This is a genomic window from Streptomyces sp. NPDC027962 (assembly GCF_055566095.1).
In genome coordinates this window covers 81,090-105,968 of record NZ_JBVHTA010000007.1, presented here as the reverse complement: position 1 = coordinate 105,968, position 24,879 = coordinate 81,090, and the positions used below count along the sequence as shown (strand labels likewise).

Sequence of the window (24,879 nt, the reverse complement as noted above, 5' to 3'; positions counted from 1 at the left end):
TGGCCGAAATAAAGTCCATTGACGTTTGATTGATCAAGTGATGCGCGTGGTACACGACCGGTCCTGTCCATTCGTACGGCATTCCCAGGAAACGTCCTCCTGCCACATGCCAACGGCAAAGGTTTCGTGGGGTAATGGTCCAACCGGTGGTCAGAGCTCCGGCGCGCGCCGCGGTGGCGACCGGCGCGCGTGGCGCGTGTCGGTCGCAGTCACGTCAGTGCGCGCCCCCGGCCCGCCGGCCGCAGCGGGGGAGAGCGGCACCTCGGAAACTGCTCGACGCCCATCCGGAACTGGCTCCTCCGAAGCGATGAGGCGTCGGACTGACGGGTGGTCAGGCGTGCGGTCCGATGGTCGGGGGTGCAACGCCAGGGGGTGGGGGCGCGCCCGGGCCCTCCGTGGGACGCGGTCCGGGGCCGTCTGCGGGGAGTACCCGGTCCGTCCGCCGGGCCGGATGGACGCGCGGCCCGTGCCTCGGACGGGTGAGTGAGGGCGCAGGGCAACCGCTTCCCCTTCCGGACCGGGTACGCATTGCCGGGCCGTTCCACGACGCCGGGAGGACCTGCCCATGCCCGCCACCAGACGCGCCGCGAACACCCTCGCCGCCACTGCTTGTGTCGCACTGCTGCTCACCGGCTGCACGGAGCCGCCGCCCGCTCCGGAGCCGGGCGCGAAGGCCCAGGGCGGCCCCACCGGACGTCCCGGCCCCGACCCGCGGACCCTGCCCGCCAATCACATCCCCGGCCTGGGGCCCGACTTCCGTTCCAGGATTCCGGACGCCACCCTCCAGGCACTCGTGGTGACCGGGGAGACGTCGGACACCAACGTCGCCACAGCGGTGCTGTACGAACGGGTGGCAGGTGGGTCGTGGCGGTCCGTCGCCGGCCCCTGGCCCGCGCACAACGGCGTGCGCGGCTGGACCGACGACCACTACGCCGGCGACCTGCGCACCCCCATCGGCGTCTTCGGTCTGGGGGACGCGGGCGGGCGTTCACCCGATCCCGGGACCCGGCTGCCGTACGACGAGGACGAGGAGTTCGTGGCCTCGGGCACCGGTTTCCTCGGCGAGCCCCTCGAGGGCTCCTTCGACTACGTGGTCGCCATCGACTACAACCGGGTGTCGGGCACCTCTCCGCTGGACAAGGAACGACCGCTCGGACCGGAGAAGGGCAACGGGCTCTGGGTCCACGTGGACCACGAAGGGCCCACCCAGGGGTGCATCTCGCTGGCCAAGGACCGGATGCGCGAGCTGCTGCGCGCGCTCGACCCGGGCAGGCGGCCGGTCATCGTCATGGGCCCCGCCCCCGAGCTGCGGAAGTGACCGAGGGTTTGTCGCCGCCGTCACATGAGTGCCGCGATGCGGGCGCGCAGGGCCTTGGGATCCAGTCCGTGGGCGGCCAGGTGCTCGTCGATCGTGCCGTACCGGCGCAGCTCGCGCCGGGACACCCCCAGGCCCAGCACACGGTGCGGCACGTCCGCGAGGGTGCCGTTCGCAGCCGGCGTCGACGTGCCCGCGAGGTAGGGCTCGACGATCACCACATCGGCCCGGTCACCCGCCGCCCGCCGGACGGCCTCGTCGTCGAAGGGGCGCACTGTCGTCGCGTACAGCACGGTCACGTCCAGGCCCTCCGTCGCCGCGAGGACGTTGTCCAGCATGGGGCCGACCGCGATCACGGCCGGGCCGCGACCCTCGCGCACGGCAAGGAACCGGCCGCCCGCGAACGGCCTGGCCTCGGCGTTGCTCTGCAGTGACAGGCGCACATACACCCGGCTGTCACCAGCAGCTGCGCTCCGCAGCAGTGCCTCGGCCTCGTCCGGGTGGCCGGGGACGTGGACCGTCCACCCGTCCAGGGTGTCCAGCAGTGCCACGTCACCCGGCGCCATGTGCGTGTAGCCGCCCGCGGGCCAGTCGTAGGATGCTCCTGCGCTGACCAGCACCCCGCCGGTGCCCTGATGGCCGAAGTCCAGCTTCACCTGCTCGAACGGCCGCTCGACGAGGAAGCTCGAAAAAGTGTGCATGATCGGCCGCATCCCGGTGAGCGCGATACCGCCGCCGGCGCCGATCAGCAGCTGCTCCCGGATGCCCACGTTGATCACCCGCTCCGGATGGCGCCGCTGCGCCTCCTCGAACCCCGCGACGCTGATCTCCGCGAGCACCAGGGCAAGGCGGGGGTCCTCGTCCAGGAGGCGGGTGGTGGTGGCGACGAAGCGGTCACGCATGGTGTCCATGGTCGACAGTCCTCTCGGCGGTGACGTACGTAATCAGACGTTCTTGGGTTCGACGCGGGCGACGACCGCCCTCGGCCTGCCCGGATGCGGCTCCGTGAAGGCGGCGAACAGTGCATTGTGGTCGCGGCCGTCGACCGTCCGGGCCGACCAGCCGGCAGCCTCGAACCGCGACGCGATCCCGCCGGGCCAGCCGTGCGTGGCGGACGAGTTGTCGATGACGAGCGCGTGGAGCTGGTCGAGCCCGGCGGGGCCGGCGTAGGCGATGGCCTCGTGATTGCTGCCCTCGTCCAGCTCGGCGTCGCCGATGAGAACCCAGACCCGTGGGTCGGTCAGCCCCTGTGCGCGCAACCCGAGAGCGGTGCCCACCGCCAGCGGAAGTCCGTGCCCGAGTGAACCGCTGCCGATCTCGGCCCCCGGCACGAGGACCCGGTCCGGGTGGTGGCCGAGGGGCGAGTCGTAGGAGCCGAAACCGGGCAGCCACGCGACGGGTACGAAGCCCTTGGCGGCGAGGACCGCGTAGTACGCCATGGGGCCGTGCCCCTTGGACAGCAGGAACCGGTCGCGTCCGGGGTCGTGGGCGGTTTCCGGCGACACGCGCAGGACGCGGTGGTAGAGGACCCAGAGCGCGTCGAGCGTGGATGTGGCGGCCGGCCCGTGTTTCTCGTCGCCCGTCATCAGGGCCATCAGCCGGTCGAGGTCGTCGAAGCCGAACGCCCGGGTGCTGGATGCCGAGGCGCCGGACGCGAAGGTGGAAGCCGTGTTCGTCATGCCACCCACCGTGCAACCTCAAGTTTGCTTGAGGTCAAGCGCGGCGGGTCGTGGAATACGGGTTCGTGACCAGTGGCCGGAGTGCGGTATTGTTCTCATGTCCGTTCGGCGGGGGGAAACCCCAGGTCAGACGGGCACCGGGACGTGGCGCAGCTTGGTAGCGCACTTGACTGGGGGTCAAGGGGTCGCAGGTTCAAATCCTGTCGTCCCGACTCGGAGGAGTCGCAGATCGAGGGGCCGTTTCAGAGCAATCTGAAGCGGCCCCTCGATCATGCTCGGGCCGTTTGCGGCACCAGCCTTCTCGCGCGCGTCAGGAGACGGTCGCGTTCTGTGGTCGCGGGCCCGGTATGCCGCGAGTCGGGTGAAGAGCGGGGCCCGAGCACCGTGATCCTGCGGAGGTCGGGGTGCGGGTAGGGCGTTCGGTGGTCGTCGGCGAACCGTGCCGGCGACCTTGCGTGGCGCATGGATGTGGACGGGCCTGTCCGAGCGAGGGGCCCCGAGGGTGCCCGTCCCCGGATGCGCAACGGTCCGGCCGGTCAGCTGCTGTGCGAGAAGCCTTTCCCACTGCGGTCCAGCGGGTCGGCCGGCAGGCCGAGGTAGCGGTGGCGCAGTGCGTCCCAGGCGGCGAGCCGGCTGAAGTCCGGAGTGTCCCGGATGCCTTGCTGATCGGTGAGAAAGGGGTTGGGCAGCAGGACGGTCATCATTTGTTCGTCGCGGCCGTTGAAGAGGCGCAGTCCCCAGCTGACAGGGGTGCCGTCGGCGCTCACGCTGCGGTACAGCTCAGCACGTGAGCAGCGGCGGACGCGGCCGAGTTCGGGGCCCGAGGCGGTGTGGTCACCGATGCAGAGGTGGAAGTGCCAGGCGCCGAAGTCGACGGTGGCGTAGCCGTCGTTCATGGTGATGGCGGTCGGCGCGCAGGGGGCGCCGACTTCCCAGGCAGCGCCTTCGATGATGGGGCCGAAATTGATCTGCTGCCAGTGGTCGGTGAAAAGGGTGGTGATCAGGTCGAGGAGGGTTGCCTCGTCCGTGGGGAGGGCCCAGACGTGCTGGGTGCCGCCGCTCTCGGTTTCGACGACGGTCGGTTGCGTGGCGGTCATCGGGTTCTCTCCTTGGTGTTGAGGACGCAGTCGCCGCAAGTGCCCGCTCGGGGCACACGGTAGTAGAGGCAGCAGCTGCGGCGGCGGAAGGCGATCCTCCCGCGGCTGTCGACGGCGAAGGTGCCGGCGCCGTCGAGCGGGTCCCGGTCGAGAAGGCCGCGGGCGAACCCGACGGCGGACGAGGACGCCGACGGAGCGCGAGCGGTCAGTACCCGCAGTGCGCCGACGAGGGCCGATGCCGCGTTGCCGCGCAGGATCCGGGCGGACACACCGCAGGTCCGGTGGACCGCGTCGGCCAGCGGGATCAGGTTCTGCCCCGCGACTGTGTCGTGCAGGACCGTGCCTGGGTCACCCGACAGCTCGCGGGGAGTGGGAAGCCACAGGTCGATGGGACCGGCGAGGGCCGGTCGCCACCACAGCGTCTCCGGATTCAGGTCGGGGACCCGTCCGGTCAGGGCGGCGGAAGCGAGCGCGACGGACCAGAGCCGTGAGGCCGTTCCGAGCTGGACGGTGGACGCAGCAACGCGGATCTGATCGGTGTCGAGCCGGCGTGCAACGTCCTGCACGCACTCGCGCAGGGTTCCGGTATCCGTGTACAGCTCGGCAAGGGGGCGGAAAGAGGCGGCGTCCTGCCGTTCGCCGCAGGTCACCGCGAAGTACGGGCCGATCGTGGACACCTGTTCCAGCAGGGTGGCTGTGGTGTTCACCATGTGCGCACCGACCGGGTCAGTTCCCGGAAGGACGCGGTGCTCACGGCCGTGCCGTCCCGGCGCAGCGTCAGGTTGCCGTCGGCGTCGGAGCTCACTTGCGCCTCGCCGCCCGCAGCCGTGGTCCGGACGGCCAGGTCCTCGCGTTCCAGCGCGCGCTGCACCAGGGGCAGCAGGCCGGCCGGGGCGTTCACCGTCACTTCGGCGCGGGAAGCCCGGCGCAGTCCGAAGCTGCCGGAGAGCGGGTCGAAGGCCAGGTGGTCGGCGTCGAAGGCGGCGCCGATGGCGCCGGTACGGATCAGGTCCTCGGGGGCTCCGCTGTGCACGACGGAGGAGCGGTCGACCAGCCAGACGGCGTCGGCGACCCGCAGGGCGAGTTCGAGGTCATGGGTGCTGACCACGACGGTGAGACCCTTCTCCCGTGCGAGGTCGCGCAGGAGCACGGTCAGCGCGACACGCGAAGGCACGTCGAGGAAGGCGGTCGGCTCGTCGAGGAGGACGACCTCGGGTTCCTGGGCGAGCGCCCGGGCGGTGAGGACCCGTTGGCGTTCACCGTCGGAGAGTTCGGCGGCCGGCCGCTCGGCCAAGTGCGCTGCACCCACTGCCTTGAGCGCCCACTGCACCGCGGCGTGATCGGTGGATGTCAGACGGCCTGTGAAGCGGGTGTGGGGGTGCCGGCCCAGCGCCACCAGCTCCCGCGCCGACAGCAGCCCCGCATCCACGCGGTCGGTGAGGACAACGGCCAGACGCCGGGCAAGTGCGGCGGGGGACTCGTCGGTGATGCTGCGGCCACCGAGCCGTACGCGTCCGGAGAGAGGCGGGAGCAGCCCGCACAGGGTGCGCAACAGAGTCGACTTGCCGGCGCCGTTCGGTCCCAGCAGGACGGTCAGCTCACCGGCGCTGGCTTCGAGATCCAGATCCGACAGCACCGCCTGCCGGCCCCCCCGCCGCCAAGTGCTGCGCGTCCGATGACCGACGGTGAGTCCGTCCGTGGCGAGCCCGCCGGGGTGCGGGGTCCTGCCGGTGGCGGATGTGTGCTGCACCGGCGTGCCGGTCGTCCCTGTCGTGTCGGTCGCGTTGGTCATGAGGTCACTCCTTGCAGTCCACGGCGACTGCGGATGAGGAACGCGATGACGACTGGTGCGCCGAACAGCGAGGTGATCGCGTTGAGCGGCAGTACCGCGTCCATACCGGGTGGTTGGCTCAGGAGCGCGCAGCTCAGGGCGAGGAACGCCCCGGCGAGCATGGAAGCCGGGACCAGGACGCGGTGGTCGGAGGTGCGCAGGGCGACACGCGTCAGATGAGGAACGGCAAGTCCGAGGAAAGCGATCGGTCCGCAGAACGCGGTGGCCGCCCCGGCCAGCAGGGAGGTGCCGAACAGCGCCAGGTCGCGGGCACGCCGCACGTTCAGGCCCATCGTGCGGGCGTAGTCCTCGCCGAGCAGCAGGGCGTTCAGCCTCTTGGTGGTCAGCAACGCGGCCACCAGTCCGGTGCCGATGACGGGCAGCATCACCGCGAGGTCCGGCCAGGTGGTGGCACTGAAACTGCCCAGTCCCCACACCACGAACTGCTGCGCCCGCTCGGGTTGGGCGTACACGAGCATCACACTGACCACTGCGGTGGCCGCCGAGCCGATCATCACTCCGATGACGAGCAGGGTGACCGCCGAACGCACCCAGCGCGACAGGAGCAGCACGAGCGCCAGCACGGCTCCGGCCCCGAGCGATCCGGCGAGCACCACACCGATGCGCCCCAGCCCGGCCAGGTCACCGGTGAAGCTTCCGGCAACGCCTCCTGTACTGACCACGACCGCCGCGACGCCCATGCTCGCCCCCGAACTCACCCCCAGGGAGAAGGGGTCGGCGAGAGCGTTGCGGAACAGTGTCTGCATCTGGACGCCGGCCACGGCGAGAGCCGCGCCCACGGCGGTGGCGGTCAGCGCACGGGGCAGCCGCACCTCCCCGACGATGACGGTCCACCGGGGATCGGCTCCCGGGTCGCCCATGAGGACGCGCATCACGTCACCGACGGGCACCTGGTAGGAGCCGACGGCGATCGTGAGGACGAACAGTGCCGCAGTGCCGACGGCCAACGCGCCGACTACGACCGTGCGTCGACGCCGTGTTGCCGGCAGATGCGGAGCCACGGCCGGTGGTGCCGCCGTTCGGGCGGTCACGCCTTGGGCACCTTGGCGTAGAAAGTGAAGTTGTGGTCTTCGGCCTGATCCGGGTGGAGGAGTGCGAAGAGGTCGGCAAGGACCAGATCGGGGCGCAGCACGCCTCGTTCGTAGAAGTCGTTGCCGCCGCCCGGCGGCTGGGCCTTCGTGTTCGTCCACACCTCGCCGGACCTCACGGCGCGGAGGTTGCCGTACCGGCGGTCGGCCTCGAGTGCGGCGCCCGTCGACTTCCACTGTTCGCCGACCAGCCAGACCGGCGCATCACCGCCCTTGGCGTAGACCGCCTCGAAGTTCAACTGCAGGTTGCCGGTGCTCTTGTCGTCGGCCCACGGGTGGGTGCCGCCCGCGTCCTTGAGCAATTTCCCCAGGTAACTGCCGCCGGAGGGCATGCTCCACGTGCCCTGGTACATCGTGCCCGGCAGCACCTTGACGGGCTCGGCCCTGGAGACCGCGTCGGCCGCCTTGGCGGCGACCTTCGCGTAGTCGCTCTCGACCGTGTCGAAGACGTCACCGGCGCGCTTCTCCGCTCCGGTGAGTGCGGCCATCGCCTTGACCCACTCGGCGCGCCCCAGCGGGCTGGACTCCAGCCACTCGGCGTTGGCGACGACCGCGATGCCGGCCTGCCGCAGCTTCGGGTACTGAGGATCGTCGGTTCCCTGCGTCATCAGTACGTCGGGCCTGGCGCCGATGACCTGCTCGGCGTTGAGCGCGTTGTCCTTGGCGTACTCGGCGACCTTGCCCGACGTCACCCGCTCACGGACCTCCGCGGAGCTGATGAACGCTCCGTTCGCCACACCGGTGAGCACCGGGAGGGTGCCGGTATCCGTCAGCAGTGGCAGGTGTGTCGTCGACGCGGAGTACAGGCTCTTGATCGGCACCGTGATCTGCTGTGCCTCGGCCAGGTCACCGGTCAGCTTCGGCTTGGGCGCACCGCACTTGATCAGGACGTAGGACTCCGGTTTCCCCTTGGGGAACGGCTCCTTCACCGTCAGGACCTGGTAACTCCTTTCGTAGCGGAGGGAGAAGTTCTCGGCGTGCTCCACCGTGGACTTGACCGGGAAGTAGTCCTTGGCCGGGTCGAAGTCGTCGATGCAGCCGCCGTCTTCGGAAGCGCGGGAGTCCCCGGGCGGAGCGTCACCGTCACCGCACGCGGTGAGTGTGAGCCCCAGCGCGAGCAGAGCCGCGGCGAGGGCACGGCGGCGGACAGGGAGGGCTGGTCCTACGGGCACGAGGGCTCCTGGCATGCGTCGATGCGCGCCCGGTTCATCGGACGCGGAAAGGTGACCGAGAGGTGCACTCTCAGAAGGTCAGATCGTCAGAAGGTCAGAGGGCCCGGAAGCCGAAAGGGCGAAAGGCCGAAAAGGCGCCGGACGCCGGAAGGCCGTTCAGCGCCAGGCCGACACGGCCGCAGCGGCATTACGGCGCATCCGTACTCGACGGTCGGCCAGGAGGGGAAACTTCACGCAAGCACGTGGGCACACGAGTGCCACCGTCCTCTCTCGGGGAGATCCGCCCCGGTACGTCGAGGTGCGACGGCGTGAGTCTCCTGACTCGGGATCGATGCTTCCCCGGCCTTCCCACCCAGACGGGCGGTGGCTTCGGCGGAGTCGCTCCCCCTACACAGTGGCGGTACCGTGCCGGAATCTCACCGGCTTCCTCGTTCCGCCGTCGCTTGTCGGACGGAAGCATCCCAGATCACCGTCCCCCCGCACCACCCCCTACAACTGTGCGACGAACCACATGGCAGCCAACTCGCATGCACGGCAGGGGCCGAGAGGCGTGTCGCACCTCGACGTCCGGTACGTGAGCCGCTGCATCCGTGTTCCACCGGCTGCTTCTGGGGTGGCGGTGCAGGTGGTTCTTCCCGATGCCAAGGGCACGGGAGCGGAGCGGTCCAGGAAGCCGAAGCCACCCGTGATGACGATCCTCATGCGTAGTCCTCACGGTAGTTGTCGAGCCGGCCGAGCCCCCCGCTGCCGGCGCGGGGGCGGTACTCGCAGCCGATCCACCCGTCGAAGCCCAGGGCGTCGACGACGTCGAACAGGTGGCGGACGCCGAGTTCGCCCAGGTCGGGCTCGTGGTGGTCGGGAACGCCCGCGATCCGCAGATGGCCGACGCGGCCGGTCGGCAGGTCGCGTCGCAGGGCCGTGGTGAGGTCGCCCTCGACGATCTGGCAGTGGTAGAGGTCGGGTTGCACCTTGGGATTCGCGGCGCCCACCTCCCGCACCACGGCGTGGGCTCGGCCTGCCTGTGCAGGAAGTACCCCGGCATGTCACGGCCGTTGATGGGCTCGATCAGGATGTCGACGCCCACCGCCGCGGCTTGTTCCGCGGCGTGGGCGAGGCTGGCCAGGCAGGTGTCGCAGGCTTCGGCGAGTTCCGCCGGCTGAGCGTCCGGCGGCACCGGACCGGGCATGACGTGCACCCGCGGGCAGCCCAGCGCCGCGGCGTACTCGAGCGCCCTGTCGATCCCGGAGCGCACCTCCGCCTCGCGGCCGGGGCAGTGCGCATCAGCCACGCCTTGGGGTCGCGGAAGTCGTCCCAGACCCGGCCGTGCACCGTCTGGTGCGCGGCGTCGTCGGCGATCGCCGCTCCACGACGGCCTTCCCGCCGTCGGTGAGCACTTGGCGCTGCGCACGCCGTTGTCGAGGTGGAACAGCGTGGCGACACCGATGACGAGCGCGGGGATCGCCTCGAGCAGGAACATCCCCTGCCCGCCCTGCCCGCCCTGCCGGCCGTTCGCGCCGTGGAACCGCTCCATGATCCAGCCGGAGAGCGGGTCGCCGAAGATGCCGGCCACCGGGATGGCGGACATGAACATCGCGCGGCCCGCAGGCTACGGGCCATTCCGGGCCCCATGGCTCCGAGGCCCGCCAGGCCCACGCGCGGCCGTACCGGCCTGTCCTCCCCCTTCGTGTCCGCCCTCGCCTTGCTGTGCCGTCCGGGCGTGGCCCGGCCTTCGGGTTCGTGCAGCGATCGGGTCGTATGATGACCTGATGGCATGCGTATGCCGTGACGTCCGTCATATCGGGTGGCCGTCGGCCGGCCGGTCGCCGGTCACCTGCCCCGAATCCGCGAGTTTCGCCCTGGCCGCCCCGGGCACCCGTGCGCCCCTGGTCCTGCGGCACACCGCAGATCCGGCGCAGCCCGCCGGCCGGAGGCCTTCGCCCAGCCGGGTCACGGAGGTTCCAGGGCGAGCGTCGAGTGGAACTTTCCAGCGATGCCCGTCGCTGCGACGGAGCACCTGACGGCTCAGCCGAACGAAGCACGGAGGCACCATGAACGCAGACGCCAACCCGGACGACAGGGTGACACCCGACAGCCGGCTCCACACCGGCTCGGAGGGAGAGGTGACCGCGGAGGACGTGGTTCTCGCCTCGGGCCGCGAGATCACGCCGAAGAGCCTGGCGTGGGCGGAGCGCCGCCTGGCGGAGAAGGGCCGCGCCGCACTCGACGAGCTGCTTCCCTGAGGGGCGCGTTCCACTCGGCGGGTTGCTTCCCCGCGGGACGAGCCTGCCTGCGGGACGAGCTGTGTCCCTGAGGGACGAGCCGCTTCCCTGCAGGGCGAGTCGCTGCGCCCCTGAGGTTCGAGCGGTGCCGTCCCGCGGTGCGAAACCGTCGGTGCCGGCCGAGCGCTGCCTCGTGGGCGGGGCACCGGCGCCGGGGACGTGTCAGCCCGCGTCGCCCGACACGATCATCTCCGCCCACACCTGCTTTCCGCCGCTGAGCGGCACCGAGCCCCACGCCGCCGTCGTCGCCTCGACGATGAGCAGCCCGCGGCCGCCGGTCGCCTCCCAGTCCACGTTCGCCGGTTTCACAGGGCTGCGGGGTGAGGCGTCGTTCACCGCGATCCGCAGGCGGTCCGCGGACAGGGTCAGGTCCAGCCGCACCTCCCCCTGCGTATGCGCGATGGCGTTGGTGACCAGCTCGGACACCACCAGAAGGGCCCTGTCCTTCTCCTCGGCCAGACCCCAGGCGCGCAGGGTGCGGGCGGCGAAGCGGCGGGCGTGCTGGACGGCGTTGGGGAGCCGCCACACCGTCCAGTGGGTCCGTACGGGCCGGACCCGCGTCCCGTCGTAGCGCAGGAGCAGCACGGCCACGTCGTCGTCGCGCCCGTTGGCGCTGCGGAGGAGCTCGTCGGCGACACGCCCGATGTCGGACAGGTCGGCGGCGCCGACGACATCGCGCACGCGGCGCATCCCGTGCTCCAGGGGGAGGTGCGCCGACTCCACGAGACCGTCCGTCACCATCGTGACGAGGGTGCCCGGGATGAGGCCGGCCTCGGTCATGGTGAACTCCGCATCGGCGAGCACACCGAGCGGCGGCCCGCCGTCCACGACCAGCTCCTCGGTCGTGCCGTCCGGGTGACGCAGTACCGGGGGCAGATGCCCGGCCCGTACGAAGCGGGCAATGCCTTCCTCCATGTCGAGGTCGGCGTAGAGGCAGGTGGCGAAGAGGTCCGTCTCCATGCCGACGAGCAGCCGGTTGGCACGGGACACCACCACGTCGGGCGGATGGCCCTCCACGGCGTAGGCCCGCACCGCCGTGCGCATCTGGCCCATGATGGTGGCGGCTCCCGCGCTGTGGCCCTGAACGTCGCCGATGACCAGCGCCACGTGCCCGTCGGCGAGCGGAATCACGTCGTACCAGTCGCCGCCGACCTCCAGCCCGACCGTTGCCGGCAGATAACGGGCGACGGCCACGCCTCCGGGCAGCACCGGCAACTTGCGGGGGAGGAGACTGCGCTGGAGCATCCTGGCGAGTTCGTGCCCCGCGTCCAGCGCGTGGGCGCGCCTCAGGGCGCTGCCCACCAGGCCGGCGACCGCCGTCAGCAGCGACCGTTCCTCCGGGGTGAACTCGTGCTCCGTGTTCCAGCCCACCAGGCACACACCGACCACCCGCCCGTCGGCGGGCAACGGCAGGACCGCCAGTCCGCCGGGGCCGATGCCGAGGAGACCGGGCTCGAGCTCGGCGCCCGGCGGCCACAGGCTCATATGGCCCTGGCGCATCGCTCTCTGCAGTGTGGGCAGGGCGTGGCACGACGCGTCCGGCCACTCGGAGCGCCATTCGGCCTGCCACACGCCGGGCCACGCGTCCGGCTCGGGCGGGTCGAGGACGGTGACCAGGAGCCGGTCGGCCTCCAGCTCGGCGACGGCGATCCGGCTCGCGTCCAGCGGAATGCGCAGGGCTTCGACCACCAGCCTGCTGACGTCCCGTACGGTCGCCGCTCCCGCCAGCCGCGCGGACAGCCCCTGCACGATGGACACCTCGTGGTCGGTGGGGCGCAGATAGACGGCGTCGGCGACCACGCCGAGCACTCGTTCCGGCGTGCCGTCGGCGCCGAACCGCAGTCGGCAGCGCAGGCCCAGCCAGCGCAGCTCACCGCCCGGGCGGCGGATGCGGAAGGCCAGCTGCTCGCCCGCGGACGACAGCCGACCCGGTTCGACGATGGACATCAGGGCCGGGATGTCGTCCGGGACGGCGCAGGCCAGCAGGGTCTCCACCCGCCCGTCGAAGTCCTCCGGGGCGATCCCGAGCAATTCGAGAACCTGGGCGTCCGCGTCCATCAGGCCGGTTTCCAGTTCCAGCGTGAACGCCCCGCCCTGGAGCGGCACCAGTGTGGGCCCCAGATGCGGGCGCGGCTGGGCCACCCGTCCCGCCACGAGTCCCGCCGACTCGAGCCCGGAGGCCACCTGATCGGCGTACAGCTCCAGCAGGCTGCGGCGGTCGGCGTCGAAGCCGTCCGCCACCTCGCCCGCCACGATGAGGCAGCCCAGCTTGGTGGCCTCGCGGCCCAGCGGCAGCGCTCCGAGCGAGAACTTGGGCAGCAGCGTTCCGGCGCCCACCGGGTGTCCACCAGTGGTTTCGCCCTGCGTGTACGCGGACAGCTCCCCCGGGCTCAGCCACACGGGCCGGGCCGCACGGTAGGCGTCCGTGGCGGGGGAGCGGCTCCCCAGGTTGATGAATGCCGGCAGTCCGTACGCTCCGCCGCGCTCACCCACGACCTCGGTCAGCCGCAGCTCGTCGCCGCTCTCCGTGAGCACATAGACAGCGACCAGCTCAGCCCCGCAGAACGCAAAGTTTTGCCGTGTCAAAGCGCGCACCGCCTCCACGCGCGGTCAGGTACCGCGTTGCTCCCATGCTGCCGTTGTTCGCAGGGTGGGAGCTAGTCAGGAGACGAAGGTGGCGGCGGGAAAACACCAGGATGACGGGCAGGGGCCGCCCGTGCGAGGACGGACCGTGCCGGATACGCCGAAAGAGGGCGGGCGGCACGTCCGTCGCGCCGTCCGCATGCGGGCGGCGCGACGGTCTGTGACCCTGGGAGGCATGCAGCGAGGCGGCGGGAAGGCGGAGATACGGGTCCGCAGGGTCTACGAAGCGCCCGGGCCGGACGACGGTGTACGGGTCCTGGTCGACCGGCTCTGGCCGCGTGGCCTGAGCAAGGAGGACGCCCGCGTCGACGAGTGGCCCAAGTCCCTGACGCCGTCGGCGGAGCTGCGGCGCTGGTACCACGGGCCGGACGGGGAGTACAAGGAGTTCTGCCGCCGTTACGAGGCCGAACTCGCCGGGCCCGCCGCCGCGGAGGCGCTCCAGCGGCTCCGTACCCTCGTGGCCGAGGGCCCGCTGACCCTGCTGACGGCGGCCAAGGAGCCCGACCGCAGTCACACGTCCGTCCTGCAGAAGCTCCTCCAGGGCCTGCGGGCGCGCTGAGGTGTTCTTCGCATACGACTTCGTCGGACGCGAGGAAAGCCATGACCAACCCGATGTTTTCAGCAACCTCCGTCGGTCAAATGCCGCTGTTGCTGTGCCGATCCTCGGAGTGAATGGCCAATGGTCCGATGTTTTGGTCAGCCCGGGTGGTTCGCACAGCGCCTGAAGCGGCATATCCTCCGGCCATGCGTGTCGCACTCTTCGTCACTTGCGTCAATGACGCGGTGTTCCCCGCCACGGGCATCGCGACGGTGAGACTCCTCGAGCGGCTGGGCGTCGAGGTGGACTTCCCCACCGCCCAGACGTGCTGCGGGCAGCCGCAGTTCAACACGGGCTACCGACGGGAGACCGAGCCGCTCGTGCGCCGCACCGTCCGGGCATTCGAGGGGTACGAGTGCGTGGTCACGCCCTCCGGATCCTGCGCAGCCATGGTCCGGCACCACTACCCCCGGCTCGGCGGCCCCGCGGCCGCGGACCTGGCCTCGAGGACGTACGAGCTGACCGAGTTCCTGGTCGACGTCCTCCAAGTCACCGATGTCGGCGCGTACTTCCCGCACACCGTCACCCATCACCCCTCGTGCCACGGCCTGCGGCTGCTGGGCCTCGGTGACCGGCCCCGCCGGCTGCTGGAGTCGGTGAAGGGGCTGGAGCTGCGCGAACTGCCGGGCGCGGCCGAGTGCTGCGGCTTCGGCGGCACGTTCGCCGTCAAGAACGCGGACGTGTCCGCCGCCATGGGCCGGGACAAGGTCCGCAGCGCCGTCTCCACCGGAGCCTCGGTGCTGTGCGGGGCCGACAACTCCTGTCTGATGCACATCGACGGCATCCTGCGCCGCCAGGACGAGCCGCTGCGCGCCCTCCACATCGCCGACATCCTCGCCTGCACGGAGGAACACCCCTTCAAGACGGAGGAGACCCCCGCATGAGCGGAGCCTTTCTCGGTATGCCGTCCTTCCCTGAAGCGGCACGCAGGGCCGTGGGCAACCCGATCCTGCGCGCCAACCTCCGCCACGCGACCCACACCATCCGCGACAAGCGGGCCAAAGCCGTGGCGGAACTCGACGACTGGGCGCGGCTGCGCGAGGCCGGCAAGCGGATCAAGGACCATACGCTCCGCCATCTCGACCGCTACCTCGTGCAGTTGGAGAGCGCAGTTGCCGAAGCAGGCGGCACTGTGCACTGGGCCGCCGACGCGGCGGAGGCCAACCGGATCGTCGCCGACCTCGTCAAGGCGACCGGAGAGCGCGAGGTCGTCAAGGTCAAGTCGATGGCCACCCAGGAGATCGGCCTCAACGAGGCATTGGAGGCCGAGGGTATCGCCGCCTACGAGACCGATCTGGCCGAGCTGATCGTGCAGCTCGGCGAGGACCGGCCCTCGCACATCCTCGTCCCCGCCATCCATCGCAACCGGGGCGAGATCCGCGACATCTTCGCGCGCTCGATGGGCAGTTGGGGGCGACCGGCCCCAGAGGGGCTGTCCGACAGCCCCGCCGACCTGGCGGAGGCCGCCCGACTGCATCTGCGGGAGAAGTTCCTGCGCGCCAAGGTCGGGGTCTCGGGGGCGAACTTCATGGTCGCGGAGACCGGCACCATGGTCGTCATCGAGTCCGAGGGCAACGGCCGTATGTGCCTGACGCTGCCGGAGACGCTGATCTCCGTGGTCGGCATCGAGAAGGTGGTGCCGAGCTGGCGGGACCTCGAGGTGTTCCTGCAGACCCTGCCCCGCTCCTCGACCGCCGAACGGATGAACCCCTACACCTCCATGTGGACCGGGACGGCCGACGGGGACGGCCCCCGGACCTTCCACCTGGTGCTGCTCGACAACGGCCGGACCGCGACCCTCGCCGACGAGGTGGGACGCCAGGCCCTGCGCTGCATCCGCTGCTCGGCCTGCCTCAACGTCTGCCCCGTCTACGAACGGGCCGGCGGCCACGCGTACGGCTCCGTCTACCCCGGCCCGATCGGCGCGATCCTGAGCCCCCAACTGCGCGGCACGCGGAGCGACATCGACGCCTCCCTGCCGTACGCCTCCTCGCTGTGCGGCGCCTGCTACGAGGTGTGCCCCGTCGCCATCGACATCCCCGAGGTACTGGTCCACCTCCGGGAACGAGTTGCCGACCAGGGCGGAAAGGGCCACCGCCTGGAGAAGGCCGCCATCAAGGCCGCGGGCTGGCTGCTCGACCATCCGGCCGCGCTCGCCGCCGGTGAACGCGCCGCGTCGAGGACGCGCAGGCTGCACCCCAGGAAGCCGCCGGGCGCGGGGGCGTGGACCGCGTCAAGGGAACTGCCGCAGATGCCCGCCGAATCGTTCCGCGAGTGGTGGAGGAAGAACCGCACATGAGCACCGGTACTCCCGCGCAGGGAACCCGCGAGCGCATCCTCGCCGGGGTCCGGGCCGCCGTGGCCGACGCCCCGCAGGCGCCGGAGGCGGCCCGCGACTACCTGGACAGTCACTCTCCCGACGATCCTTCCGTCGTTCTCGACCTCCTGCACGAGAACCTCGCCGACTACCGGGCCATCGTCCACCGATGCACCGAGGCGCAACTGCCGGAACTCCTCGCCCGGTTGCTGGTGGGACACGGGGCGCGTTCGGTGGCCGTCCCCGAGGGGCTGCCGGGCGCGTGGCTCGCGGGCACCGATGCCGAACAGCGCCGCGACCTGGCCCTGACCCCGTACGAGCTGGATGCGACCGACGCCGTGGTGACCGGCTGCGCACTGGCGATCGCGGAGACGGGCACGATCGTCCTGGACGCGGGCCCCGCCCAGGGCAGGCGCGCTCTCACCCTCGTACCGGACCTGCACATCTGCGTCGTCCGCGTCCCCGAGCAGGTCGTGGCGTCCGTACCGCAGGCGATGCCGCGGCTCGACCCCACCCGTCCGCTGACCTGGATCTCCGGCCCGTCCGCCACGAGCGACATCGAACTCGACCGCGTCGAGGGCGTGCACGGCCCCCGCACCCTGGAGGTGGTCCTGCTGCTGAGCTGAATCGCTGCTACTGGACCAGCCGCGGCGCCTCCGCGGCAGGGTCCACCGGGCCGGTCAGCCGGCCCGCCAGATCACGGGCCCACGCGACCAGCCCCGGCACGTCGATACCGTGAAGGGCCGGGGACTCCGCGATCCGGTCGGCGCCGCGCAGCAGCAGCCGGGCGCCGCCCGTGGTGTTGCCGCGGGCCGCGTGAGTGAGGCCCACCGCGAGCTGGGCCAGCCCCCGCCACAACTCGCCTTCATCCTTGGGGCCCGACTTCCACGCGTCCTCGAACACCTCGTGGGCGTGGAACGGCATACCCGCGTCTAGCAGGTGCTGTGCCTCCAGGAGAGTCTGCTCGGGTGTGCGCAGCACGCCCTCCGGCTGGCGCTCCACGCCGGGCGCGCCATGGGGGAGAGGGCGGCCGAGGCCGTCCCGCGGGCGGGCGTTACGGGCGCGGCCCGCGGCGTCGCGGTCCCTGCGTGACTGGTCCATGCCGCAATTGTCCCCCTTCCCGGCACCGTACCGTCGCGCTCGTGACCGCCCCGGAGCGTGACCGCAGGCCGGGCGACAGCCGACCCCGCAGAGTGAGGTAATGTTCTCTTGCGCACTCGGTCCGGGAAACCGGCGGAACGCGCATCGGGACGTGGCGCAGCTTGGTAGCGCACTTGACTGGGGGTCAAGGGGTCGCAGGTTCAAATCCTGTCGTCCCGACTCGAAAGAGTCGCAGGTCAGAGGCCGTATCGGAGGAATCCGACACGGCCTTTTGATCGTTTTTGGGGCCAGTTGGGGACCAACTCGCCTTGACCGCGTCAGCGGGCGACCACGATCGGACTCGGCAGGGACCGAGGCGCGCGGAGCGCGCTGAGGCGGGCCGAGAGGGCGGCGCCGACTGCGGTGATCTTATGGACGTACGGATCGTGCCTCAAGCGCGGGCTCGAAATGTCGAAGGTCTCGGCTGCTACCGCCGCACGTCGAAGCCAGGTCTCAACCTCGTCGTCGTCCAAGCCGCGGCCGAGGCCGACGCCCGCCCACCACCTCCCCAGCGATGCGGCTGCCGCCGGTCAATAAGGATCACAGCTGCGGAGTCGCGTTCTCCGCCCGCCTCAGCGGGCTGCGGGCCCCGCGAGCGCTTCACGGCGTGGGTGCTCGTCCCCGAGCCCGGTGAACATCCGGGCGTCGGAATTGGCCGACGCGGGCGTCGCTCGTGTTGTCAACCGCAATTCCAGTATGAGCGTCGCCTCCGAGATCCGTGCCGTGCGGCACGTGAGTGAATTCCCACTGAAACACGTTCGGGTGACTTCGGATCCCGATTCGCTGTCCGGCTCGGCGGCATAGCGTTGCCCCGTCAAGGGACCGATCCTGGCCGACTGGGGATACTTCGTGGTGCCGAAAGTGGATGGACGCAAGAAGGATCGAGCCTTCAAGACACTCGACGGAATTCGCGGTGTCGCCGCGCTGTGCATCGTCGTTCTGCACTCGCACCGGTACTTCGGGGACCCGCTGCCATCCGCGCAGATGGCCGTTGACCTCTTCTTCGTGCTGAGTGGCTTCGTCCTCGCGCACGCCTACGAGGAGCGCTTCCGCGAAGGTATGAGTCCTTGGCGCTTCATGCTGTCGCGGTACGCGCGGCTCTATCCGGTGTACCTGCTGGGCATCATTCTGGGCTTGGTGCAGGCGCTGTGCATGATGTGGTACCACGGGCAGGAGGTGATGGAGAACCATCCGGAACAGCATTGGACGTGGTCCCAACTCCTGCTGGATCTTCCCTTCGCTGCCTTGATGCTTCCCGATCCGTTCGCCGCTGCGCTGTTCCCACTCAACGGCATCATGTGGTCGATCTTCTTCGAACTGCTCGCCAACCTTGTGTGGGTACTGTCCCGCCGTCTCCTCGAATCCACCAAGGTTCTCGTTGGTGTCGTCCTGGTCTCCGGGGCACTTTTCACCGGCGCTGCCCTCTGGTGGGACTCCACCGCTCTCGGCGTCGGCTGGCACACATTCGCCGGTGGTCTCGTGAGAGTTCTGTACTCGTTCATGCTGGGAGTTCTGCTCCATCGTTTCCACCGCGCCGCACGCGTACCTCGAATCCACCCACTCCTACTGCTCGGAGTTCTGCCGGCGCTTGCCGCCTTCGACCTGGGCACCGTCGGCCAGCTGTTCTGTGCACTGGTGGTGCTTCCCTTGCTCGTCCTGCTCGGAGCAAAGGCCGAGCCGCAGGGGGGCACGGCCTTTCTGTGCAGCAGGATCGGACTCGCCTCGTACGCGGTGTACGCCCTGCACAAGAGGTTGTACATGCTCAGCTGCGGAATCCTTCTGCAGTTCTTCGGCCTTCGGGTGGAGCAGTACGCGCCATGGAGCGGCCTGGTCTTCCTCGTGTTGCTGGTTGCTGGTTGCGTGCTGCTGGCCGACCGATTCGAAGCTCCTGCCAGGCGGGCGCTGTCGCGCCGCCTCATCCCGTCCCCGGTCGTGACGTCGGTGGTCATTGCGTCACCTCCCCGGCACTCCGACGAGTCCCCAGAAAGACAGCCGAAGCGTCAGTCAGTCGGAGAATAAGACCTCCCGGCGATGCCATGACTCATCCTCACTGTCAGTCGAAGAGTGCGACGAGTCCGCTCACCCAGACCGCCAGGAAGGCGAGGACGGCGACGAGGCATCAGACCCCCGCAGGGAAGCCGGTGAACGGCCCGCCGCGGGCGTCCGGCTCGTCGTCGCAGGCACGGGGGACGCTGCCCCGGTCGAGGGGTGTCCCACGGCGTCGGAGCAGGCTGATCGTAGGGCCACCAACTGTTCCGTGGCGAAGGGCGAAGGGCGAAGGGCGAGGGGCCGATGACGCAGGGCCCTGCCACGCCAGCGCCCGCATGTGCTGCCGAGGGGTACGGTGCCTGGCCTCGAAGAGAGAGGTCTCGTCCGCGTCCCGGTCCTCCACCAAGTACATCCACCGTCTCGCCTCCGCGGGATCGCCGTGCAACCCACCTCGGCCAAGGGGGGGCGAAGTGTCAGTTGGCGCGGGAAGGGCGAAACCTGTCCGCGCAGGCGCTGACGCGCGAGGGGGATCCCGGCCGAGGCCAGGTCCGCATCGACGCGGGCAAGGGTTCCATCAGGGGCCTGAGCTCATCATCGCCAACTGGGCGCCACGGCCCGACCGGGTTTCGCTCGGCTGCCTCGACGCCCACCGGCGACGTGCGACGGACCGCAGCAGATCCGGAACGTGATCGCGAGCGATGAGGGCCACACGAGTGCCATTTGTACACCGTCCTGCCGAGTCCCGTGGCGCGCCTGTTTGGAGGGAGTCGTCCAGGTATATGGATCCGAAGTGTTCTGGACGGCAGACGCCGGTCGACAAAAAAAGAAATCCATCCCTGATCAAGCACCGTCCGAAGGAGCCCGAAACCATGCCCAGACGCTCCGGATGGCGAGTCGCCCTGGCCGCCTCCATCGTAGGCCTCGTTGCCGCAGTTCCCCTCATTGCTGCTGAGCCGGCGCTCGCGCAATACCCGCCGGCCCCAAGTCTTCAGCTCGATGACGTCACCGTGTCTCCCGGCGATGAGATCAACTTCGTCGCGACCGGGCATCAGCCGAACGAACAGGCCGGATCAAGTCTCCTTCCTGTGGACGGAGGCGGAGCCGGCGCTGCCGGAGCGGCGAACACGGCCGCACTGAGAGGATCGCCCGCATTCCCGCAGGCCCTTTCGGCCGAACGCACCCAATCCGACGGCGACGGCGACGGGGACGGCGACGGCGACGGCGGTCGGGAGGTAGTGGAACTCGACACCCACTTCGCGGACGAGAACGGCCGCGTGGAGGACACGGTCACGATTCCTGGGCACGCTCGGCCCGGCCAGTACGACTTTCAACTCGAAGGTCAGGAGTCGGGTCTCGTGCAGACCGCGCGGGTGACCATCTCCGGCGACGGTGACGGTGACGGTGACGGTGACGGCGACGGTGACCACGGTCGACCCGGCAACGGTGACGGTGACGGTGACCACGGTCGACCCGGCGACGGTGACGGTGACCACGGTCGACCCGGCAACGGTGACGGTGACGGTGACCACGGCCGACCCGGACACGGTGGCGAGGACTACGGCCGACCCGGACACGGTGACGGTGACCACGGCCGACCCGGACACGGTGGCGACGACGGCCACGACGATTCCCATGATGACCAGGGGGACCGCGGCGACTCTGATAGCGGCGGCAAACCGTCCGATGGCGACAACTCCTCGCTCGCCGCAACCGGGTCGTCGGACGGAACGATGGCCATGCTCGCCGCGGCAGGCGGCCTCGTGCTGCTCGGCGGAGGGGCGCTGGTGCTTGCGAAGCGTCGGCGTACGGGGGCTCAGCAGAAGTAAGCCGAAACCTGCGCGTAGCATCGGCAGAATCTCGGACAGCACACAGCTGCCCGAGATTCTGCCTGTTTGAGGCGACGAACCATGCCGAGCAGACGACGCGGCGGCTGCTCGCTGCCGGTGACCCGCTTCTGTAGCTCCGTTGAGGTGGCCGAGCCAACGAGCATGCCGGCATGGCATTGGCGCGCGAATGTCAACTGCCGGAAGCCCGCTCGAGCCGTACGAGGAAGTGCGCCTTGCTGTGACCGGCTCACAGGCCGCGGAGCCGCCGCTCACACGGAGTGAGTGGCCATTGCGGTGGGAAAGGCTGCCATCGCCATTTCCTACGGTTTCGCTGCGGCCCTTACAACTCGGTCGTGTGTCGCTCCTGGTCAACACGCGATATGGGATCATGCGTCGCGTGGCGCGATGCTCGATTGACATTCGATTCAATCGCCGCGCAGGGCGTCGCCCTAACTGTGGCGACTGAACAAGCCCGCAGCAGAGGTGGCACATGAATGGAGCGGATTGTCGTGCATATTCTGCGTCTGAGCTACCGAGTTCCCCCGATGCCGGGTGGGATGGAACGGCATGTGGAATGCCTGACGCGGGAGCAACTGGGCCGCGGGCACCGTGTGACCTTGGCCTTTCGTCACGGAACGGCGGTGCCGGATGGGGCTGCGCGCCTGTCCTTGAGCAGGACTGCTCTGTCCCGCTTGCTGGCGCTGAGATCCGACAAAGCCGCTTTCGCGGCGGAGGCGTCGGCGGCGATCCCGAAGTTGGTCGGCGGCTCACATGCGCATGGCGTGGACATGCTCCATCTGCACGGTGACCAGATCGAGGCCCTGTGGCTGGGTCCCCTGGGCCGCCGCCTCGGCATCCCGCTGTGCATGACGGTCCATGCCAGACTGTCCGACCGGCGACGGCGGCTGGCCACGCACGCGTTCCGGTTCGTGGACGCGTTCATCGCTCTCGGTTCGGGGGCCGCGAGTGATCTGGTGGCGTGCGGCGTGCCGGAGCGACGCATCCTCACCATGTCCAGTGGTCTCGAGCTGTCCCGCATGCCACCGGCCGTCGGCCCCGAAAGCCGGGAGCGCGGACTGATCGTCAGTGTTGGCGCGCTGGACCCCATGAAGAACCATGGCCTGCTCATCGAAGCGTTTCACGAATTGGCCCGTAGTCGACCCGGGCTGCGCCTCGTCATTGCGGGCGAGGGTCCGGAGCGGGAACGGCTTACTGAACTCGCGGCTGCCGGACCGGGAGTAGAACTGGCCGGTGCGCTGTGTCGGGACGACGTCTACGCACTGGTGCGCCGCGCCGAGGCGTTCGTCCTGGCATCGCGACGTCTGCCAGGGAAGGGCGAGGGCGTACCCACAGCCGCGCTGGAGGCGTTGGCGCTGGGCACCCCGGTCGTCGTGTCGTCGGAGGCTTCACTCGACCCGGTGGTCACGATCCCGGACGCGTACCGAGTCTTTCGCGCCGGAGTGAAGGCGGATCTGGTGGGCACATTGCGCGCCCTGCTCGACGACGACCTGGGGCGACGCGTCATGAGTGAGCGTGGGAGACGTGCGGCCGCGGAGCTGGGCTGGCCCGTGGTCGCGGGAAGGGTCGAGGACTGGTTTCGCGTGGCGCTGGAACGTCGTCATTCGTGCGCGTGATCCGGGTCATTCGGCGGCGCAATGGCGTGTCCAACGGTGCAATAACGGGGCAGATCGGAATACTGGGGCTGTTCAGTCACTCAGGGTTATTTCGATGGGTGCGGGTGGGCAACTGCAGAGAGGGAAAGCGCGATGAGTGGAGCACCGGCAATCGAGGACGCAGTGGTCACCGGAGCCGCTGGATTCATCGGCTCACACGTGGTCGACGCTCTGCTGCAGCGTGGCGCGAGGGTGGTCGGCGTCGACCGTCGATCGCCCGCAGAAGATCCCGAGGCGGCACGTAACCTCTCCAAGGCGTTGGAGCATCCTGCGTTCAAGCTGGTTGAATGCGACCTCGTCAGCGACGAGATCAAACCGTGGGCGAACGGCGCGGACGCGGTCTTCCATCTCGCCGGCGTGCCGGGGGTCCGGCCGTCATGGGGAGGTGCGTTCTCCGAGTACCTCGAGTGCAACGTCCTGGCCACGCAGCGGTTGATGGAGACGTGTGTCTCGCTGGGCGTCCGCCGTGTCGTTCTCGCTTCCTCGTCCAGTGTCTACGGCGACGGCCCGGGCCCGTTCCGTGAAGACGGTCTCACAGCCCCGCTCTCGCCGTACGGGGTGACCAAGCTCGCCGCCGAGCGCCTCGCTCTCGCCTACGCCCTCGCGCCGGAGAGCCCCACCAGCGTGGTCGCGTTGCGCTACTTCACGGTGTACGGCCCGCGGCAACGACCGGACATGGCCATCGGCCGCATGCTGCGCGCCGTGCTGACCGGTCGGCCGCTGCGGCTGTACGGGGACGGCCGCCAGCGCAGGGACTTCACATACATCGGGGACATCGTGGCTGCGACCCTCGCTGCCGCGACGGCGACGGCGACCGCAGAGGCGGTCAACGTCGGTGGTGGCGACAGTGTCTCCATGCTCGACGTCCTGCGTCGCGTCGCCAAGGTCACCGGGCAGGAGGTCCCGATCCTCAGCGATGCGCAGCAGCCGGGCGACGTCCAGGTCACTGCCGCTGACATCACCAAGGCACATGCCCTGCTCGGATATGACCCCTCCGTGTCGTTGATCGAGGGAATTGAGCGGCAGTGGGACTGGCTGTCCACTCACGAGTCGGCATCCACAAGCGCCCTGTCCTGACGGGTGTTTCCTGAAATGGATGCGAATGAATGGCCCTCGCAGTCGCCTTGGCTTGACCCCTTGCTTGTCTGTCCGGTTCAGCTGCCGTGGAAATGTGGGTGACTTCGTGGGTCGCTTGTCGATGGTCCGCCAATGGGTCAAGTACTCGGGATTGATTCCTGTCGCTTCGCTGGCCAGCGGATATCTCGCCGTGCATGCCGTTCCGACCGGAGTACGGCGGTATACGGCGCCGACGATTGCCGACTTCGTCGAGCATGCTGAATCCCTCGTTACTACGGCGGCCGCCTTCGTCCAGACGCTGGGATGGAGCATGCCTCAGATCTCAGAGGTGCTGGACGAATATCAGGAAGTCGAGTCACGACTGAACAAGCGTTACAAGGAATGTGCGCTGGAGTTTCCCGTGACCCACGGCGTGGAAGCCGAGACCGGCGCCTTCCTCTACGCTGTTGCTCGGTTGCTCAAGCCGAAGGTCGTGGTCGAGACCGGAGTTGCGGACGGTCGCTCTTCGTTCATCATCATCTCCGCTCTCGAGCGGAACGGCTGCGGAACTCTGTACAGCTTCGACATCAAACCCCAGGTGGGCAAGTTGGTGGGGCCTCACCCGCAATGGCATCTGGAGATCTCCAAGGCAGAGGAGGCAGTGTCCGCCTTCGTCAGAGCACTGCCCCGGCTCGGGGCGATCGACCTGTTCTTTCATGACAGCGACCATCGCTACCTCAGCCAGCTCATTGAGTACGAACAGGCGTGGCGCTTCATGACACCGGGCAGCGTGTTCGCCAGTGACGATGTCGACGACAGCCGTGCGTACCTGGACTTCTGTCACAGGAACGGAACGAGTCCTTCCCTGCTCCTCGATCGTAGGAAGGTCATCGGTGCGGTTCGCCGATGACCTGGATCGTCCAACTCCTCGGCGGCTCGTTCTGCCCCAGGAGCTCCGGCGGATGCGGTGACACCGGCTTTGAACGGTTCGGTGGCCCCGGCGGGGCATCGAGCTGTTCAACAGCAGATCACCGCCACACCTGGTGTCGGCGTATTCGCTGTCCCGGAAGGGGGGGGGGGGGGGGGGGAGGGGGAGGGGGGGGGGGGGGGGGGGGGGGGGGGGTGTGGGGGGGGGGGGAGGGGGGGAAGTGTCGG

Annotated in this window: 22 protein-coding genes, 2 tRNA genes, 2 pseudogenes and 1 riboswitch; of the genes and pseudogenes, 13 read left to right on the top strand and 13 right to left on the bottom strand. The window is 69.6% G+C overall.

Annotation, left to right across the window (positions count from 1 at the left end; all coding sequences use genetic code 11):
- Window positions 1–565 precede the first annotated feature (565 nt).
- Window positions 566–1,318, top strand: coding sequence for a L,D-transpeptidase family protein (locus tag ACZ4SA_RS09165; RefSeq protein WP_468271435.1), 753 nt, complete (start codon window positions 566–568; stop codon window positions 1,316–1,318).
- A gap of 20 nt (window positions 1,319–1,338) precedes the next feature.
- Here the strand turns inward: ACZ4SA_RS09165 and ACZ4SA_RS09160 are convergent, their stop codons facing one another.
- The gene (locus tag ACZ4SA_RS09160) at window positions 1,339–2,226 is read right to left on the bottom strand and encodes a transketolase family protein (protein WP_468271432.1); all 888 of its coding nucleotides are present in this window, start codon (window positions 2,224–2,226) and stop codon (window positions 1,339–1,341) included.
- 33 nt (window positions 2,227–2,259) lie between these two features.
- Entirely contained in the window at window positions 2,260–2,994 is a 735-nt protein-coding gene (locus ACZ4SA_RS09155) for a transketolase (protein ID WP_468271429.1), read from the bottom strand.
- A gap of 138 nt (window positions 2,995–3,132) precedes the next feature.
- Here ACZ4SA_RS09155 and ACZ4SA_RS09150 point away from each other — a divergent pair.
- Window positions 3,133–3,206, top strand: a tRNA-Pro gene (locus ACZ4SA_RS09150).
- 324 nt (window positions 3,207–3,530) lie between these two features.
- On the opposite strand, the gene ACZ4SA_RS09145 is transcribed toward ACZ4SA_RS09150, so the two are convergent.
- From ACZ4SA_RS09145 to ACZ4SA_RS09115, 7 genes and pseudogenes are all read right to left on the bottom strand, one after another.
- Entirely contained in the window at window positions 3,531–4,091 is a 561-nt protein-coding gene (locus tag ACZ4SA_RS09145) for a DUF7676 family protein (RefSeq protein ID WP_468271425.1), read from the bottom strand.
- Entirely contained in the window at window positions 4,088–4,801 is a 714-nt protein-coding gene (locus ACZ4SA_RS09140; protein ID WP_468271423.1) for a (2Fe-2S)-binding protein, read from the bottom strand. The genes ACZ4SA_RS09145 and ACZ4SA_RS09140 overlap by 4 nt, the downstream gene beginning before the upstream one ends.
- Window positions 4,795–5,883: an ABC transporter ATP-binding protein gene (locus ACZ4SA_RS09135; protein ID WP_468271420.1), complete on the bottom strand. Its 1,089-nt coding sequence runs from the start codon at window positions 5,881–5,883 to the stop codon at window positions 4,795–4,797. The genes ACZ4SA_RS09140 and ACZ4SA_RS09135 overlap by 7 nt, the downstream gene beginning before the upstream one ends.
- The gene (locus ACZ4SA_RS09130) at window positions 5,880–6,974 is read right to left on the bottom strand and encodes a FecCD family ABC transporter permease (protein WP_468271417.1); all 1,095 of its coding nucleotides are present in this window, start codon (window positions 6,972–6,974) and stop codon (window positions 5,880–5,882) included. The genes ACZ4SA_RS09135 and ACZ4SA_RS09130 overlap by 4 nt, the downstream gene beginning before the upstream one ends.
- Window positions 6,971–8,203, bottom strand: a complete 1,233-nt coding sequence (locus ACZ4SA_RS09125) for an ABC transporter substrate-binding protein (protein ID WP_468271414.1) — start codon at window positions 8,201–8,203, stop codon at window positions 6,971–6,973. Before ACZ4SA_RS09125 ends, ACZ4SA_RS09130 begins: the two co-directional genes overlap by 4 nt.
- Before the next feature lie 295 nt (window positions 8,204–8,498).
- Window positions 8,499–8,672, bottom strand: a riboswitch (cobalamin riboswitch).
- 229 nt (window positions 8,673–8,901) lie between these two features.
- Window positions 8,902–9,192 carry a TIM barrel protein gene (locus ACZ4SA_RS09120; RefSeq protein WP_468271411.1) on the bottom strand — a complete coding sequence of 97 codons (291 nt, stop codon included), beginning with the start codon at window positions 9,190–9,192 and terminating at the stop codon, window positions 8,902–8,904.
- A 95-nt stretch (window positions 9,193–9,287) separates the two neighbouring features.
- Window positions 9,288–9,680 (bottom strand): annotated as a pseudogene (locus ACZ4SA_RS09115) (hypothetical protein); the annotation flags it as partial.
- A 571-nt stretch (window positions 9,681–10,251) separates the two neighbouring features.
- On the opposite strand from ACZ4SA_RS09115, the gene ACZ4SA_RS09110 reads away from it, so the two are divergent.
- Complete coding sequence (locus ACZ4SA_RS09110; protein ID WP_403869923.1) at window positions 10,252–10,443, top strand: hypothetical protein; 192 nt, start codon at window positions 10,252–10,254, stop codon at window positions 10,441–10,443.
- A gap of 201 nt (window positions 10,444–10,644) precedes the next feature.
- Here ACZ4SA_RS09110 and ACZ4SA_RS09105 read toward each other — a convergent pair whose 3' ends face one another.
- Complete coding sequence (locus tag ACZ4SA_RS09105; protein ID WP_468271408.1) at window positions 10,645–13,068, bottom strand: SpoIIE family protein phosphatase; 2,424 nt, start codon at window positions 13,066–13,068, stop codon at window positions 10,645–10,647.
- Window positions 13,069–13,300: 232 nt separating this feature from the next.
- Here ACZ4SA_RS09105 and ACZ4SA_RS09100 point away from each other — a divergent pair, with 232 nt between their 5' ends.
- From ACZ4SA_RS09100 to ACZ4SA_RS09085, 4 genes are all read left to right on the top strand, one after another.
- Complete coding sequence (locus ACZ4SA_RS09100; RefSeq protein ID WP_468271406.1) at window positions 13,301–13,684, top strand: DUF488 domain-containing protein; 384 nt, start codon at window positions 13,301–13,303, stop codon at window positions 13,682–13,684.
- 185 nt (window positions 13,685–13,869) lie between these two features.
- Complete coding sequence (locus ACZ4SA_RS09095; RefSeq protein WP_468271404.1) at window positions 13,870–14,607, top strand: (Fe-S)-binding protein; 738 nt, start codon at window positions 13,870–13,872, stop codon at window positions 14,605–14,607.
- Window positions 14,604–16,022 (top strand): LutB/LldF family L-lactate oxidation iron-sulfur protein, encoded by a 1,419-nt coding sequence (locus ACZ4SA_RS09090; RefSeq protein WP_468271401.1) that lies wholly within the window; start codon window positions 14,604–14,606, stop codon window positions 16,020–16,022. The genes ACZ4SA_RS09095 and ACZ4SA_RS09090 overlap by 4 nt, the downstream gene beginning before the upstream one ends.
- A complete protein-coding gene (locus ACZ4SA_RS09085) occupies window positions 16,019–16,666 on the top strand; it encodes a LutC/YkgG family protein (protein ID WP_468271399.1) in 648 nt (215 codons plus the stop codon). The genes ACZ4SA_RS09090 and ACZ4SA_RS09085 overlap by 4 nt, the downstream gene beginning before the upstream one ends.
- A gap of 7 nt (window positions 16,667–16,673) precedes the next feature.
- On the opposite strand, the gene ACZ4SA_RS09080 is transcribed toward ACZ4SA_RS09085, so the two are convergent.
- The gene (locus tag ACZ4SA_RS09080; RefSeq protein WP_468271396.1) at window positions 16,674–17,141 is read right to left on the bottom strand and encodes a DUF309 domain-containing protein; all 468 of its coding nucleotides are present in this window, start codon (window positions 17,139–17,141) and stop codon (window positions 16,674–16,676) included.
- A gap of 145 nt (window positions 17,142–17,286) precedes the next feature.
- Between ACZ4SA_RS09080 and ACZ4SA_RS09075 the strand changes: the two genes are divergently transcribed.
- Both ACZ4SA_RS09075 and ACZ4SA_RS09070 read left to right on the top strand, forming a co-directional pair.
- Window positions 17,287–17,360: transfer RNA gene (locus tag ACZ4SA_RS09075), tRNA-Pro, on the top strand.
- Between the two features lie 669 nt (window positions 17,361–18,029).
- Window positions 18,030–19,199: an acyltransferase family protein gene (locus ACZ4SA_RS09070; RefSeq protein WP_468271393.1), complete on the top strand. Its 1,170-nt coding sequence runs from the start codon at window positions 18,030–18,032 to the stop codon at window positions 19,197–19,199.
- Window positions 19,200–19,299: 100 nt separating this feature from the next.
- Here ACZ4SA_RS09070 and ACZ4SA_RS09065 read toward each other — a convergent pair whose 3' ends face one another.
- Both ACZ4SA_RS09065 and ACZ4SA_RS09060 read right to left on the bottom strand, forming a co-directional pair.
- On the bottom strand, window positions 19,300–19,581 hold the full coding sequence (locus ACZ4SA_RS09065) for a hypothetical protein (protein WP_468271390.1): 282 nt from the start codon (window positions 19,579–19,581) through the stop codon (window positions 19,300–19,302).
- A gap of 658 nt (window positions 19,582–20,239) precedes the next feature.
- Complete coding sequence (locus ACZ4SA_RS09060; protein WP_468271877.1) at window positions 20,240–20,803, bottom strand: hypothetical protein; 564 nt, start codon at window positions 20,801–20,803, stop codon at window positions 20,240–20,242.
- Window positions 20,804–20,881: 78 nt separating this feature from the next.
- On the opposite strand from ACZ4SA_RS09060, the pseudogene ACZ4SA_RS09055 reads away from it, so the two are divergent.
- The 4 genes and pseudogenes from ACZ4SA_RS09055 to ACZ4SA_RS09040 form a co-directional block, all read left to right on the top strand.
- Window positions 20,882–20,995: pseudogene (locus ACZ4SA_RS09055) on the top strand (LPXTG cell wall anchor domain-containing protein); the annotation flags it as partial.
- 494 nt (window positions 20,996–21,489) lie between these two features.
- Entirely contained in the window at window positions 21,490–22,629 is a 1,140-nt protein-coding gene (locus tag ACZ4SA_RS09050; RefSeq protein ID WP_468271387.1) for a glycosyltransferase family 4 protein, read from the top strand.
- A 132-nt stretch (window positions 22,630–22,761) separates the two neighbouring features.
- Entirely contained in the window at window positions 22,762–23,745 is a 984-nt protein-coding gene (locus tag ACZ4SA_RS09045) for an NAD-dependent epimerase/dehydratase family protein (RefSeq protein WP_468271384.1), read from the top strand.
- 94 nt (window positions 23,746–23,839) lie between these two features.
- A complete protein-coding gene (locus ACZ4SA_RS09040; protein ID WP_468271381.1) occupies window positions 23,840–24,634 on the top strand; it encodes an O-methyltransferase in 795 nt (264 codons plus the stop codon).
- Window positions 24,635–24,879: the final 245 nt, after the last annotated feature.